This is a genomic window from Arthrobacter sp. TE26545 (assembly GCF_056279005.1).
The window spans coordinates 2879865-2895660 of record NZ_JBWBQM010000001.1 but is presented as its reverse complement, the minus strand read 5'-3'; the positions used below and the strand labels follow the sequence as shown (position 1 = coordinate 2895660).

The window sequence follows — 15796 nt, the reverse complement described above, 5'->3', positions numbered from 1 at the left end:
AACCAGTGAGCCAAGGCTACAACGCATGGTGTGCCTCACAATGTCAACGCCGGGAGGAGGCGGGGCATTCCGCGGGGGCAGTGGTAGGTGCCTGCGGCAACCTTGCTTGCAATCGGCGGGGAAGTGGGGTAGACACGTAGGGCGATTTGCCGTATTGTGGATATTTGCGTCTTCCCTGTTAACCTTCAGCCTTCATATAGCGGTGGGCTTTACCTCTCAGCTGCGCCATTGACGTGCCTTTGACCAGGCAAATCACGGCCGGCGGGAGCCCGGGTCATATAGCGGAACCGGATTGGTGCCCTGCGGACATTGTGCCCGCGGGATACAAACGGGGGAGATCTGAAAACGCCTGAAGGTCTGTGGAAGGATCCCTCTTGGTCGCCTCGAGCACCTCTAATGTAAATAACGCAGGAACCGCTATCAATGCCGACAGCACCGACGGTGCTACCCGCCGGCTCTCATTCGCAAAGATTCACGAACCGCTTGATGTTCCGAATCTCCTCGCCCTGCAGACGGACAGCTTTGACTGGCTCGTCGGAAACGAACGCTGGCAGGCGCGGGTTGCGAAGGCCGTCGAGGAAGGCGACCTGAGCGTCGCCACTACGTCCGGACTTGCCGACATCTTCGAAGAGATCTCCCCGATCGAAGATTTCCAGGGCACCATGTCCCTGAGCTTCTCCGAGCCGGAGTTCGCTGACCCCAAGTACACCATGGCCGAGTGCAAGGACCGCGACGCCACCTACTCGGCGCCGCTGTACGTCAAGGCCGAGTTCATGAACAACAACACGGGCGAAATCAAGCAGCAGACCGTGTTCATGGGCGACTTCCCCCTCATGACGGAGAAGGGCACCTTCGTCGTCAACGGCACCGAGCGTGTCGTCGTCTCCCAGCTGGTCCGTTCCCCGGGCGCCTACTTCGAGCGGGCCGCGGACAAGACCAGCGACAAGGACATCTTCACCGCGCGCATCATCCCGTCCCGCGGTGCATGGTTCGAGCTCGAAATCGACAAGCGCGACCAGGTCGGCGTCCGCCTCGACCGCAAGCGCAAGCAGTCCGTCACCGTGCTGCTGAAGGCCCTCGGCTGGACCGACGGCCAGATCCTCGAAGAGTTCGGCCAGTACGACTCCATGCGCGCCACGCTGGAGAAGGACACCACCGAAACCCGCGAAGACGCGCTCCTGGACATCTACCGCAAGCTGCGCCCGGGCGAGCCGCCCACCGTCGAAGCTGCCGAGGCCCTGCTGCGCAACCTCTACTTCGAGCCCAAGCGCTACGACCTGGCCAAGGTCGGCCGGTACAAGATCAACCGCAAGCTTGGCATCGACCGCTCCCTTGGCGACAAGGAAGCTTCGGTCCTGCATGTCGAAGACATCGTCGCCATGATCAAGTTCCTCGTCGCGCTGCACGCCGGCGAGAAGACCATCACGGGCAAGCGCGATGGCGAAGACCACGAGATCCGCGTCGAGATCGACGACATCGACCACTTCGGCAACCGTCGCATCCGCGCCGTCGGCGAACTGATCGAGAACCAGGTCCGCACCGGCCTGTCCCGCATGGAGCGCGTCGTCCGCGAACGCATGACCACGCAGGACGTCGAGGCCATCACGCCGCAGACCCTGATCAACATCCGCCCGGTTGTGGCAGCGATCAAGGAGTTCTTCGGAACCTCCCAGCTGTCCCAGTTCATGGACCAGAACAACCCGCTGTCGGGCCTGACCCACAAGCGCCGCCTCTCGGCCCTTGGCCCGGGTGGTCTGTCCCGTGACCGCGCCGGCATGGAAGTCCGTGACGTCCACCCGTCGCACTACGGACGTATGTGCCCCATCGAAACCCCTGAAGGCCCGAACATCGGTCTGATCGGTTCGCTGGCGTCCTACGGCCGCATCAACCCGTTCGGCTTCATCGAGACCCCGTACCGTCTGGTTTCCAACGGTGTTGTCTCCGACGAGGTCCAGTACCTCACCGCCGACGACGAAGCCGAGGTGCTGATTGCCCAGGCAAACGCACCCCTGGACGCGAACAACAAGTTCTCGGAAGAGACCGTGCTTGTCCGTGCACGTGGTGGTGGGGGAGAGCCCGTGCTCGTTCCCGCCGACGACGTTCAGTTCATGGACGTTTCCCCGCGCCAGATGGTGTCCGTGGCTACGGCCCTGATTCCGTTCCTCGAGCACGACGACGCCAACCGCGCCCTCATGGGTGCGAACATGCAGCGCCAGGCCGTGCCGCTGGTCCGTTCCGAGGCCCCGTTCGTGGGCACCGGCATGGAGCGCGCCGCAGCCGTTGACGCCGGCGACGTCGTCATCGCCAAGAAGGCAGGTGTGGTCGGCGAAGTTTCGGCAGACCTCGTCACCATGCTCAACGACGACGGCACCGAGTCCAGCTACCGGATCAGCAAGTTCGCCCGCTCCAACCAGGGCAACTGCTACAACCACCGTGTCCTGGTGAGCGAAGGCCAGCGCCTGGAAGTCGGCGGCATCATCGCCGACGGCCCGGCAACGGACCAGGGTGAACTCGCCCTCGGCAAGAACCTCCTCGTGGCATTCATGTCCTGGGAAGGCCACAACTTCGAGGACGCCATCATCCTGTCCCAGCGCATCGTCGCCGAGGACGTCCTTTCCTCCATCCACATCGAGGAGCACGAGATCGATGCCCGCGACACCAAGCTTGGTGCCGAGGAAATCACCCGTGACATCCCCAACGTGTCCGAGGAAGTCCTGGCGGGCCTGGACGAACGCGGCATCATCCACATCGGTGCCGAGGTCGAGGCCGGCGACATCCTGGTCGGCAAGGTGACCCCGAAGGGTGAAACCGAACTGACCCCGGAAGAGCGCCTGCTGCGCGCCATCTTCGGCGAGAAGTCCCGCGAAGTCCGCGACACCTCCCTGAAGGTGCCGCACGGAGAGTCCGGTACTGTCATCGGCGTCCGCGTCTTCGACCGCGACCAGGACGACGAGCTGCCCCCGGGCGTGAACCAGCTGGTCCGCGTCTACGTCGCCGCCAAGCGCAAGATCACCGACGGTGACAAGCTCGCCGGCCGCCACGGCAACAAGGGTGTCATCTCCAAGATCCTGCCGGTCGAGGACATGCCGTTCCTTGCCGACGGCACCCCGGTGGACATCGTCCTGAACCCGCTGGGTGTTCCGGGCCGCATGAACGTCGGTCAGGTCCTGGAAACCCACCTCGGCTGGGTTGCGAAGACCGGTTGGAAGATCGAAGGCGAGCCGGAGTGGGTCAAGAACCTGCCGAACCTGCCGCGCGAGACCTCTGCCAACCAGACCCTCGCCACCCCGGTGTTCGATGGTGCCCGCGAAGAGGAAATCACCGGCCTGCTGGATTCGACCAACGTCACCCGCGACGGCGACCGCCTGATCGACTCCTCCGGCAAGACTCGTCTGTTCGACGGCCGCTCCGGCGAGCCGTTCCCGGACCCGATCTCCGTCGGCTACATGTACATCCTGAAGCTCCACCACCTGGTGGACGACAAGATCCACGCCCGCTCCACCGGCCCGTACTCCATGATCACCCAGCAGCCGCTGGGTGGTAAGGCACAGTTCGGTGGCCAGCGCTTCGGTGAAATGGAAGTGTGGGCTCTTGAGGCCTACGGCGCTGCCTACACGCTCCAGGAACTGCTCACGATCAAGTCGGATGACATCCACGGCCGCGTGAAGGTCTACGAAGCCATCGTCAAGGGCGAGAACATCCCCGAGCCTGGCGTTCCGGAATCCTTCAAGGTCTTGATCAAGGAAATGCAGTCGCTGTGCCTGAACGTGGAAGTCCTTTCCACCGACGGCACGACGATCGAAATGCGTGACTCTGATGACGCAGTCTTTACGGCTGCGGAAGAACTGGGCATCGATCTGTCTCGTGCAGAGCCCAGCTCCGTAGAAGAGGTCTAGTGAGCCGGCGACGGCGGCCTCCCGCCGCCGTCGCGCTCCTCCTCTTTCCGTAACCAAGACTTCAGAACTTAGAGAACAAGAGAGAACAGGGACCACATGTCCAGCGAATCCTCCTTCGGCCTCATGCAGATCGGCCTCGCCACCGCGGAAGACATCCGCGGCTGGTCTTACGGTGAGGTCAAGAAGCCGGAAACCATCAACTACCGCACGCTCAAGCCCGAGAAGGACGGCCTCTTCTGCGAGAAGATCTTCGGCCCGTCCCGCGACTGGGAATGCTACTGCGGCAAGTACAAGCGCGTGCGCTTCAAGGGCATCATCTGTGAGCGCTGTGGCGTTGAAGTCACCCGCGCCAAGGTGCGCCGTGAGCGCATGGGCCACATCGAGCTGGCCGCGCCCGTAACCCACATCTGGTACTTCAAGGGTGTTCCGTCCCGCCTGGGCTACCTCCTTGACCTTGCGCCGAAGGACCTCGAAAAGGTCATCTACTTCGCGGCGTACATGATCACCAGCGTCGACACCGAGAGCCGCCACGCGGAACTGCCGAACCTCCAGGTCGAGCACGACCTCGAGAAGAAGCAGCTTGTCGACAACCGCGACAGCGACATCGCCACCATCGCCCGCGACCTTGAGGACGAGCTTGCCCGCCTCGAGGGTGAAGGCGCCAAGGCTGCCGACAAGAAGAAGGCCCGCGACTCCGCCGACCGCCAGATGGCAAACGTGCGCAAGCGTGCCGACGCCGAGATCGAGCGCCTCGAGCAGGTCTGGGACCGCTTCAAGAACCTGAAGGTCGCCGACCTCGAAGGTGACGAGGCCCTGTACCGCGAACTGCGTGACCGCTACGGCATGTACTTCGAAGGCTCCATGGGTGCCGAAGCGATCAAGAAGCGCCTTGAGAACTTCGATATGCAGGCAGAGGCCGAGTCCCTGCGCGACACCATCCAGAACGGCAAGGGCCAGCGCAAGACCCGCGCCCTGAAGCGTCTGAAGGTCGTCAACGCCTTCCTGACTACCAACAACAGCCCGCTCGGCATGGTGCTGGACGCCGTCCCGGTGATCCCGCCGGAACTGCGCCCGATGGTCCAGCTGGACGGTGGCCGCTTCGCGACCTCCGACCTCAACGACCTCTACCGCCGCGTGATCAACCGCAACAACCGACTCAAGCGACTGCTTGACCTCGGTGCGCCGGAGATCATCGTCAACAACGAGAAGCGCATGCTTCAGGAAGCTGTTGACAGCCTCTTCGACAACGGCCGTCGCGGCCGTCCGGTGACGGGTCCGGGCAACCGTCCGCTGAAGTCCCTGAGCGACATGCTCAAGGGCAAGCAGGGACGTTTCCGCCAGAACCTGCTCGGCAAGCGCGTCGACTACTCCGGCCGTTCGGTCATCGTCGTCGGCCCGCAGCTGAAGCTGCACCAGTGTGGTCTGCCCAAGCAGATGGCCCTGGAGCTCTTCAAGCCGTTCGTGATGAAGCGCCTGGTTGACCTCAACCACGCCCAGAACATCAAGTCGGCCAAGCGCATGGTCGAGCGCTACCGTCCGCAGGTCTGGGACGTGCTGGAAGAGATCATCACCGAACACCCGGTGCTGCTCAACCGTGCACCTACCCTGCACCGCCTCGGTATCCAGGCATTCGAACCCCAGCTTGTTGAAGGCAAGGCAATCCAGCTGCACCCGCTGGTCTGTGGCGCCTTCAACGCCGACTTCGACGGCGACCAAATGGCAGTGCACCTGCCGCTGAGCCCCGAAGCCCAGGCTGAGGCCCGCATCCTGATGCTGTCCTCGAACAACATCCTGAAGCCGTCCGACGGCCGCCCGGTCACCCTGCCTTCGCAGGATATGATCATCGGCCTGTACCACCTGACCACCAAGCGGGTCGGTTCGGCCGGCGAGGGCCGCGTGTTCTCCTCGGTTGCGGAAGCCATCATGGCTTACGACGCCCGTGAGCTGCACCTGAACTCGCAGGTCAAGATCCGCCTGGACAACTTCGTGCCGTACGCCGGCTGGGAAGCTCCTGAGGGCTGGGAAGCCGGTCAGCCGGCACTCGTGCAGACCTCGCTGGGCCAGGTCATCTTCAACCAGACCCTGCCCGAGGATTACCCCTGGGTCGAGGCTGTTGCGGACAAGGGCGAACTCTCGCGCATCGTCAACGACCTTGCCGAGCGTTACCCGAAGGTTGTTACGGCTGCCACCCTGGACAACCTGAAGGATGCCGGTTTCTACTGGGCAACCCGTTCGGGTGTCACCGTGGCCATCTCCGACATCGAGGTTCCGACGGCCAAGCCGGAGATCCTCGCCGGTTACGAGACCATGGCTGCCAAGATCCAGGGCCAGTACGACAAGGGCCTGATCGACGACGACGAGCGTCGCCAGGAACTGATCGAGATCTGGAACAAGGCAACCAACGAGATCGCCCAGGTCATGCGCGACAGCCTGTCCCCGATGAACACCATCAACCGCATGGTGTCCTCCGGTGCACGTGGTAACTGGATGCAGGTCCGCCAGATCGCGGGTATCCGTGGTCTTGTGGCCAACCCGAAGGGTGAAATCATCCCGCGTCCGATCAAGTCCTCCTACCGCGAGGGCCTGTCGGTGCTGGAATACTTCATCGCCACGCACGGTGCCCGTAAGGGCCTTGCCGATACCGCCCTGCGTACCGCCAACTCGGGTTACCTGACCCGTCGTCTGGTGGACGTTTCGCAGGACGTCATCGTCCGCGAAGAGGACTGTGGTACCGAGCGTGGCCTGATGACCGGGATCGCCGTGCCGGACTCCAACGGTGAGCTGATCCTGGACGAGAACGTCGAGAACAGCGCGTACGCACGCACCCTGGCTGTCGACGTCGTCGACTCCAACGGCACCGTGCTGGCCCCGGCCGGCACCGACTGCGGCGACGTCGTCATCGGCGAACTGCTGGCTGCCGGCATCACCCAGGTCAAGGTCCGCTCCGTGCTCACCTGTGAGTCCAAGGTCGGTACCTGTGCGCTTTGCTACGGCCGTTCGCTGGCCACCGGCAAGACCGTGGACATCGGCGAGGCCGTCGGCATCATCGCCGCACAGTCCATCGGTGAACCGGGTACTCAGCTGACCATGCGTACCTTCCACACCGGTGGTGCCGTCTCCGCCAGCGGCGGCGACGACATCACCCAGGGTCTGCCCCGTATCCAGGAGCTCTTCGAAGCCCGTACTCCGAAGGGTGTTGCGCCGATCGCCGAAGCGGCCGGCCGCATCACCATCGAAGAGTCCGAGCGCCAGATGCGCCTGATCATCACCCCGGACGACGGTTCCGAGGAGATCGCCTACCCGGTGCTGCGCCGTTCCCGCCTCCTCATCGAGGACGGCGAGCACGTCAGCGTCGGCCAGAAGCTGATCAACGGTCCGGTGGACCCGAAGCAGGTTCTGCGCATCATGGGTCCGCGTGCCGCCCAGAAGTTCCTGGTGGACGAGGTCCAGGGCGTTTACCGCAGCCAGGGCATTGGCATCCACGACAAGCACGTGGAAGTCATCGTCCGCCAGATGCTGCGCCGCGTGACCGTCATCGAATCCGGCGACTCCGAGCTGCTCCCGGGCGAGCTCGCCGAGCGTTCGCGTTTCGAAGACGAGAACCGCCGCGTGGTGTCCGAGGGTCTTACCCCGGCTTCCGGTCGTCCGGAACTCATGGGTATCACCAAGGCGTCCCTGGCAACCGAGTCCTGGCTGTCGGCCGCTTCCTTCCAGGAGACCACCCGCGTCCTGACGCAGGCGGCCATGGAAGGCAAGAGCGACCCGCTGCTTGGCCTCAAGGAGAACGTCATCATCGGTAAGCTCATCCCGGCCGGTACGGGCCTGCCCCGTTACACCGAGGTCACCGTGGAGCCGACTGAAGAAGCAAAGGCAAGCCTGTTCACGGGCCCCAGCGCCTTCACCGACTTCTCGTACGACGCCCTGGGTGGCGACGGAGCTCCCGAGTTCCACGCCATCCCGCTGGATGACTACGACCTGGGCAACGACTTCCGCTGAGCGGAAGCCTGAACCAAGCCGTCAGGCAACAGGAAGCCCCCGTGTCCACCGGACACGGGGGCTTCCCTGCTTTCGCCGTACACCGTTTTAAGGCGGTACGGCAAGCCATGCTAGACTTTTCGTAATTGTTCTGTGTGGCAGTGGATGAAGACCGCCGCGGCATCATTTTGGTTTTGTTCTCATGATGTCCGGGTGGAGTCTGTTTCCGGGTTGCGGGCAACTTGCGCAACGAATGCCGCACTTTTGCACGCCCACCGGACCTTTGGGGACCGGAAGCTGCATGAGCAACGCCAAAGCTTCCACATCCCAGGCTGGCGCCTGGTGTGGCGGCAGAAATCAAAACAACGGAGAACACGAAAGTGCCTACGATTAACCAGCTGGTCCGCAAGGGCCGCACGCCGAAGGTCTCCAAGACCAAGGCTCCCGCGCTGAAGGGCAGCCCGATGCGCCGCGGTGTTTGCACCCGCGTCTACACCACCACCCCGAAGAAGCCGAACTCGGCCCTTCGTAAGGTCGCACGTGTGCGCCTGAACGGTGGCGTTGAAGTTACCGCCTACATCCCCGGTGTTGGCCACAACCTGCAGGAGCACTCCATCGTGCTCGTCCGCGGTGGTCGTGTTAAGGACCTCCCGGGTGTCCGCTACAAGATCGTCCGTGGTGCACTCGACACCCAGGGCGTGAAGAACCGCAAGCAGGCCCGCAGCCGCTACGGCGCAAAGATGGAGAAGAAGTAATATGCCTCGCAAGGGTCCGGCCCCCAAGCGGCCGCTCGTTTCCGATCCCGTCTACGGCTCCCCGTTGGTCACCCAGCTGATCAACAAGGTCCTGATCGACGGCAAGAAGTCCACTGCCGAGCGCATTGTCTACGGTGCTCTTGAGGGCGCCCGCGCCAAGACCGGCGGCGACCCCGTTGCCGCTCTGAAGAAGGCCATGGACAACGTCAAGCCTTCCCTCGAGGTCCGCTCCCGCCGTGTCGGTGGCGCCACCTACCAGGTTCCCGTTGAGGTCAAGCCGGGTCGCTCCACCGCCCTGGCTCTGCGTTGGCTCGTGGGCTACTCCAAGGCCCGCCGCGAGAAGACCATGACTGAGCGCCTCCAGAACGAAATTCTGGATGCCTCCAACGGTCTCGGTGCCGCTGTGAAGCGTCGCGAAGACACCCACAAGATGGCCGAGTCCAACAAGGCCTTCGCCCACTACCGCTGGTAATACTTCCGTTCGCCGCCGGCTCACTGAGCCGGCGGCGCACGCGTAGTTCATCCGAAAGGGAGACCCCGTGGCACAGGACGTGCTTACCGACCTTAACAAGGTCCGCAACATCGGCATCATGGCGCACATCGATGCCGGTAAAACCACCACTACCGAGCGCATCCTGTTCTACACGGGTGTGAACCACAAGATCGGCGAAACGCACGACGGCGCTTCGACGACCGACTGGATGGAACAGGAAAAGGAACGCGGCATCACCATCACGTCTGCCGCCGTGACCTGTTTCTGGAACAAGAACCAGATCAACATCATCGACACCCCCGGCCACGTCGACTTCACCGTTGAGGTTGAGCGCTCCCTGCGCGTCCTCGACGGTGCCGTTGCTGTCTTCGATGGCAAGGAAGGCGTGGAGCCGCAGTCCGAGACCGTGTGGCGCCAGGCTGACAAGTACAACGTGCCGCGTATCTGCTTCGTCAACAAGATGGACAAGCTCGGTGCGGACTTCTACTTCACCGTTGACACCATCATCAGCCGCCTCGGCGCCAAGCCGCTGGTCATGCAGCTGCCGATCGGTTCCGAGAACGACTTCGTCGGTGTCGTAGACCTGCTCGAAATGCGCGCCCTCGTGTGGCCCGGCGATGCCAAGGGTGACGTGACCATGGGTGCCTCCTACGAGGTCCAGGAGATTCCCGCCGACCTCAAGGAAAAGGCCGAGGAGTACCGCGCCCAGCTCGTTGAGACCGTGGCCGAAGCTTCCGAGGAACTCATGGAGAAGTACCTCGAGGGCGAAGAACTCACCCTCGAGGAGCTCAAGGCCGGCATCCGCAAGATGACCGTCAACTCCGAGATCTACCCGGTCTTCTGTGGTTCTGCCTTCAAGAACCGCGGTGTGCAGCCCATGCTCGACGCCGTTGTGGACTTCCTGCCGAACCCGCTCGACGTTCCGGCCATGGTTGGTCACAACCCGCGCAACGAGGAAGAGGAACTGGTCCGTAAGCCCAGTGCTGACGAGCCGTTCTCCGCTCTGGCGTTCAAGATCGCCGCTCACCCGTTCTTCGGCCAGCTGACCTTCATCCGCGTGTACTCCGGTCACGTCGAAGCAGGCGCCCAGGTGGTCAACTCCACCAAGGGCAAGAAGGAACGCATCGGCAAGCTGTTCCAGATGCACGCCAACAAGGAAATGCCTGTTGAGGGCGCTACCGCCGGCCACATCTACGCAGCCATCGGTCTGAAGGACACCACCACGGGTGACACCCTGTGCGATCCGCAGAACCAGATCGTCCTCGAGTCCATGAGCTTCCCGGAGCCCGTGATCTCGGTGGCAATCGAGCCGAACTCGAAGGGTGACCAGGAGAAGCTCTCCACGGCCATCCAGAAGCTCTCCGCTGAGGACCCGACCTTCCAGGTCTCCCTCAACGAAGAGACCGGCCAGACCGTCATCGCCGGCATGGGCGAGCTCCACCTGGACATCCTGGTGGACCGCATGCGCCGCGAATTCAAGGTCGAGGCAAACGTCGGCAAGCCGCAGGTTGCGTACCGCGAAACCATCAAGAAGGCTGTCGAGAAGGTCGACTACACCCACAAGAAGCAGACCGGTGGTTCCGGTCAGTTCGCAAAGGTGCAGGTTTCCTTCGAGCCGATGGACACCACCGACGGCGAGTTCTACGAGTTCAAGAATGCCGTCACCGGTGGTCGTATTCCGCGTGAATACATTCCTTCGGTCGACGCCGGTATCCAGGACGCCATGCAGTTCGGTATCCTCGCCGGCTACCCGATGGTGGGCGTGCGTGCAATCCTGATCGACGGCGCTTACCACGACGTCGACTCCTCGGAAATGGCGTTCAAGATCGCCGGTTCCCAGGTGTTCAAGGAAGGTGCCCGCAAGGCCAACCCGGTGCTCCTCGAGCCGCTCATGTCCGTCGAGGTCCGTACTCCCGAGGAGTACATGGGCGATGTCATCGGTGACCTCAACTCCCGTCGTGGCATGATCCAGTCCATGGAAGATGCTGCGGGCGTGAAGGTTGTCCGTGCCAACGTTCCGCTGTCCGAGATGTTCGGTTACATCGGCGACCTGCGTTCCAAGACCCAGGGCCGTGCCGTGTACTCGATGACCTTCGACAGCTACGCGGAGGTCCCGAAGGCTGTTGCCGACGAGATCATCCAGAAGACCCGCGGCGAGTAATCAGCTTCGGAAAAACCATGGGTGCCTGCCTTCCGGCAACGCATCCGATGCAGCGGCCGGACCGGAGTCCAGGCTCCGCTCCGGCCCTGCATCAACGGATCCCGGGACCGAAATCGGTCCCTGGATCTGAAAATTTCACCAAAACCAAAGCCCCCAAGTAGACTTGCTGAAGTTCTGCCGCGAAAAGCGCGGTTGAGGAGCACGTCACTTGAAATCGTTCTAGGAGGAACCTGTGGCAAAGGCAAAGTTCGAGCGGACTAAGCCGCACGTCAACATCGGCACCATCGGTCACGTTGACCACGGTAAGACGACGCTGACTGCCGCCATTTCCAAGGTGCTGTACGACAAGTACCCGACTCTCAACGAGCAGCGCGACTTCGCGTCGATCGACTCTGCTCCGGAAGAGCGCCAGCGTGGTATCACCATCAACATCTCCCACGTTGAGTACCAGACCGAAAAGCGCCACTACGCCCACGTGGACGCCCCGGGTCACGCTGACTACATCAAGAACATGATCACCGGTGCTGCCCAGATGGACGGCGCAATCCTCGTGGTTGCCGCTACCGACGGCCCGATGGCTCAGACCCGCGAGCACGTTCTGCTCGCCCGCCAGGTTGGTGTTCCCTACCTGCTGGTCGCGCTGAACAAGTCCGACATGGTTGAGGACGAGGAACTCCTCGACCTCGTCGAAATGGAAGTTCGCGAGCTGCTCAGCTCCCAGGGCTTCGACGGCGACGACGCTCCCGTCATCCGCGTTTCCGGCCTGAAGGCTCTGGAAGGCGACCCGGTTTGGGTCAAGTCCGTTGAGGACCTGATGGAAGCTGTCGACGAGTCCGTTCCGGACCCGGTTCGTGACCGCGACAAGCCGTTCCTGATGCCGATCGAAGACGTCTTCACCATCACCGGCCGTGGCACCGTTGTTACGGGCCGCGCCGAGCGTGGCACCCTCGCTATCAACTCCGAAGTTGAGATCGTCGGTATCCGCCCGATCCAGAAGACCACCGTTACCGGTATCGAGATGTTCCACAAGCAGCTCGACGAAGCATGGGCCGGCGAAAACTGTGGCCTCCTGCTCCGTGGTCTGAAGCGCGACGATGTCGAGCGTGGCCAGGTTGTCGTCAAGCCGGGTTCCATCACCCCGCACACCGACTTCGAGGCTAACGTCTACATCCTTTCCAAGGACGAAGGCGGCCGCCACAACCCGTTCTACTCGAACTACCGCCCGCAGTTCTACTTCCGCACCACCGACGTGACCGGCGTCATCACCCTCCCCGAGGGCACCGAAATGGTCATGCCGGGCGACAACACTGAGATGACCGTTGAGCTCATCCAGCCGATCGCTATGGAAGAGGGCCTCGGCTTCGCAATCCGTGAAGGTGGCCGCACCGTTGGTTCGGGACGTGTTACCAAGATCATCAAGTAGTTTCTGCTTGTAGATTCTGAAAGGAACCCCGCCGCATTTGCGGCGGGGTTCTTTTTGTCCCCGGGAGACCCTCCGTCCTGTTGAACCCGGCCCTGATACCGTTGCAGCTGGAGAGAGGAGTCTTTAGTGGAGTTCCTGATTGTGCTTGCCGTCCTGGCCGTGGTTGCCGTCGGCATCCTATGGGGCCGTAAGTATTTCCGGCGCGAGATCGACCGGGCGAAGCGGATCCGCAGGGCAAACAGACAGCAGTAGCGCGGATCCAGCACACACTCGCGCAAGTGGCCTTAACCGGGTTGCCCGTGCAGGCGGCTGCGGCGCGCCCGGCTGAGCGACCTGAGCCAGTAGAAGGATTCCTTGGGCGTCCTCTGCAGGGTTTCGAAGTCCACGTGGACCAGGCCGAAGCGCTGCGAGTATCCGGCGGCCCACTCGAAATTGTCCAGGAGGGTCCAGACGTAGAAGCCGAGCAGCTCGACGTCGTGGGCAATGCCGTCCGGGCCGGTGGCGGCCAGCACGTGGCCTAGATGACTGGCGAGGTACTCGATCCGGTCCTGGTCCCGCAGGGTCCCTGAAACACGGGCGGGTTCCGGGAAGCTGGCACCGCTTTCGGTGATCATCACGGGCGGCAGGGCTTGTCCGTAGCGGTCCTTGAGTGAGCGCAGCAAAGTCCCGAGATGCTCGGGGGCCACCGGCCAGCCGAAACCCGTGACTTCGTACTCGGGGAACGGCACCAGGTGGAAGGGCAGTCTGGCCATCATCTCGCTGTCACCCGCCGGTGTGCTGTGGCTGCCGCCGCCGGCCGCGATCTTGATGGGGTAGTAGTAGTTCACTCCGTAAAAATCCAGGGGCTGGTGGATAAGCCGCATGTCGTCGTCGGAGGCGTTGCCGAGCACCTTGAACCATGGTCGCACCAGTAGCGGCGGCGTCGGGTACGTTCCGGTCAGCAGCGGATCGGCAAAAATCCGGTTGACCAACAGGTCGAAGGTGGCTGCCATCAACCCGTCCCTGTAGCCGGTGCCGGCTGCGCTGACGGGTGTATGCATGTTGGCCACGCCGATGCGGCCTATTGCCCCGGCTGCACGCAGCGCCTGGACCGCAAGTCCGTGGCCCAGCAATTGGTGGTGCGCCGCCGGGAGGGCATCGAAAAGAAGCCGGTGGCCCGGCGCATGGACCCCGAGCCCGTATCCCTGCAGCGCCACCGAGACCGGTTCGTTCAAGGTGACCCACTGCGCTATGCGGTCGCCCAGCCGGGCAGCGACGAGGGCGACATAGTCGCCGAAGCGTTCGGCCGTCGCGCGGTTCAGCCAGCCGCCGTCGTGCTCCAAGGCCAGGGGAGTGTCCCAATGGAAGAGGGTCGCCATGGGCGAGATGCCGGCCGCAAGCAGCTTGTCGGTCAGGCGGTCGTAGAAGTCCAGCCCCTGTTCGTTCGCGGTGCCCTTGCCGTCGGGCTGGATCCGGGGCCAGGAGAGGGAGAAGCGGTAGGAGTCGACGCCGAGCTCCCGCATCAGGGCGATGTCTTCGCCGCTGCGGTTGTAGTGATCGCAGGCGACGGCGGCAGATGCGCCGTCGCTGATCGTTCCGGGCTTCTCCGCGAACGCGTCCCAGCTGGACGGCCCCCGGCCGTCCACGTTCAGGGAACCTTCGATCTGGAACGCCGCGGTGGCTACTCCGAGGATGAACCCTGCAGGAAACAGGCCCGCAAGATGCTCTACGGTGGGTCCATTCTGGACGGTCATGCCCCCATCATGATGATCACGGTGGACGATGGCAACGGGTGCCGGCCGCCCGATTCGCATCTGCCGCCGAATTCCGGCATACTAGATGAGTTGTTCAAGCGCTCCTTCGCGTCCCGATCCGGATAATGCCGGGTGCAGGGTCCAGGCTGGAGCCCAAACATAACCCGGATCCCCCAAGGAACTATGGACTGTTTCGCGTGAAAATCGCGACACGCCCGACCGCGGGGGTCGGAGCACCGGCGGTTTGAGGAACCCGGAATTTCCGGATTCAAGCCGTGCGGTGGGTGGTGGTAGAACCTCAATTGCTTCGGCAGCCACGGAACGCAAGTAAACAGGGCAGCCCTAACCCAGGGAAGCACAGACTGAAAGAGAGTCAGGCGACATGGCGGGACAAAAGATCCGCATCCGGCTGAAGTCATATGACCACGAGGTCATTGATGTTTCAGCGCGGAAGATCGTTGAGACGGTCACGCGCGCAGGCGCAACGGTAGTGGGCCCCGTGCCGCTTCCGACGGAGAAGAACGTGTACTGCGTTATCCGCTCTCCCCACAAGTACAAGGACAGCCGTGAGCACTTCGAAATGCGTACTCACAAGCGTCTGATCGACATCATCGACCCCACGCCCAAGGCTGTCGACTCGCTCATGCGTCTCGACCTGCCGGCCGACGTGAACATCGAAATCAAGCTGTAGGGAGGTGCTGAGAGACTATGACCGCAACCCGTAACGTAAAGGGCCTGCTGGGCACGAAGCTCGGCATGACCCAGGTCTGGGACGAGAACAACAAGCTCATCCCGGTAACTGTCGTCCAGGCTGACTCCAACGTCGTCACCCAGCTGCGCAATGCAGAGGCCGACGGCTACGTCGCCGTTCAGATCGGCTACGGCCAGATCGATCCCCGCAAGGTCACCAAGCCGCTGGCTGGTCACTTTGAAAAGGCCGGCGTGACCCCCCGCCGCCACGTCGTCGAACTGCGCACTGCAGACGCCGCCTCTTACGAGCTGGGCCAGGAGCTCTCTGTTGAGCTCTTCGAAGCCGGCCAGAAGATCGACGTCGTCGGCACCAGCAAGGGTAAGGGCTTCGCCGGTGTTATGAAGCGTCACGGCTTCTCCGGTGTCGGTGCTTCCCACGGTGCGCACAAGAACCACCGCAAGCCTGGTTCCATCGGTGGCGCATCCACCCCGAGCCGCGTCTTCAAGGGCCTGAAAATGGCCGGCCGCATGGGCGCCGTACGTCACACCACGCTGAACCTGACCGTTCACGCCGTTGACGTTGAGAAGTCGCTGCTCCTTATCAAGGGTGCCGTCCCCGGTGCCCGCGGCCAGGTCGTACTCGTACGTTCCGCCGTGAAGGGAGCCTAGT

The 15796-nt window shown here is 62.9% G+C and carries 10 protein-coding genes; 9 read left to right on the top strand and 1 reads right to left on the bottom strand.

Annotation, left to right across the window (positions count from 1 at the left end; genetic code table 11):
* Positions 1 to 374 precede the first annotated feature (374 nt).
* The 7 genes from rpoB (at position 375) to ACZ9CK_RS13065 (ending at position 12955) form a co-directional block, all read left to right on the top strand.
* On the top strand, positions 375 to 3896 hold the full coding sequence (gene rpoB, locus ACZ9CK_RS13095) for a DNA-directed RNA polymerase subunit beta (RefSeq protein ID WP_426299118.1): 3522 nt from the start codon (positions 375 to 377) through the stop codon (positions 3894 to 3896).
* 96 nt (positions 3897 to 3992) lie between these two features.
* Positions 3993 to 7892: a DNA-directed RNA polymerase subunit beta' gene (locus ACZ9CK_RS13090; RefSeq protein ID WP_476050150.1), complete on the top strand. Its 3900-nt coding sequence runs from the start codon at positions 3993 to 3995 to the stop codon at positions 7890 to 7892.
* Between the two features lie 359 nt (positions 7893 to 8251).
* Entirely contained in the window at positions 8252 to 8626 is a 375-nt protein-coding gene (gene rpsL, locus ACZ9CK_RS13085; RefSeq protein ID WP_009358312.1) for a 30S ribosomal protein S12, read from the top strand.
* Position 8627: 1 nt separating this feature from the next.
* Positions 8628 to 9098 carry a 30S ribosomal protein S7 gene (gene rpsG, locus ACZ9CK_RS13080; protein ID WP_021472399.1) on the top strand — a complete coding sequence of 157 codons (471 nt, stop codon included), beginning with the start codon at positions 8628 to 8630 and terminating at the stop codon, positions 9096 to 9098.
* A gap of 67 nt (positions 9099 to 9165) precedes the next feature.
* Entirely contained in the window at positions 9166 to 11280 is a 2115-nt protein-coding gene (gene fusA / locus ACZ9CK_RS13075; protein ID WP_476050149.1) for an elongation factor G, read from the top strand.
* A 232-nt stretch (positions 11281 to 11512) separates the two neighbouring features.
* Positions 11513 to 12703 carry an elongation factor Tu gene (tuf, locus tag ACZ9CK_RS13070; protein WP_070350356.1) on the top strand — a complete coding sequence of 397 codons (1191 nt, stop codon included), beginning with the start codon at positions 11513 to 11515 and terminating at the stop codon, positions 12701 to 12703.
* A gap of 126 nt (positions 12704 to 12829) precedes the next feature.
* Complete coding sequence (locus ACZ9CK_RS13065) at positions 12830 to 12955, top strand: hypothetical protein (protein WP_426299111.1); 126 nt, start codon at positions 12830 to 12832, stop codon at positions 12953 to 12955.
* 32 nt (positions 12956 to 12987) lie between these two features.
* Here ACZ9CK_RS13065 and ACZ9CK_RS13060 read toward each other — a convergent pair whose 3' ends face one another.
* On the bottom strand, positions 12988 to 14436 hold the full coding sequence (locus ACZ9CK_RS13060) for a GH1 family beta-glucosidase (protein WP_476050148.1): 1449 nt from the start codon (positions 14434 to 14436) through the stop codon (positions 12988 to 12990).
* Between the two features lie 382 nt (positions 14437 to 14818).
* Between ACZ9CK_RS13060 and rpsJ the strand changes: the two genes are divergently transcribed.
* Together rpsJ and rplC are read left to right on the top strand one after the other, a co-directional pair.
* The gene (rpsJ, locus tag ACZ9CK_RS13055; RefSeq protein ID WP_003803825.1) at positions 14819 to 15127 is read left to right on the top strand and encodes a 30S ribosomal protein S10; all 309 of its coding nucleotides are present in this window, start codon (positions 14819 to 14821) and stop codon (positions 15125 to 15127) included.
* A 17-nt stretch (positions 15128 to 15144) separates the two neighbouring features.
* Positions 15145 to 15795, top strand: a complete 651-nt coding sequence (gene rplC, locus ACZ9CK_RS13050; RefSeq protein ID WP_074587815.1) for a 50S ribosomal protein L3 — start codon at positions 15145 to 15147, stop codon at positions 15793 to 15795.
* Position 15796: the final 1 nt, after the last annotated feature.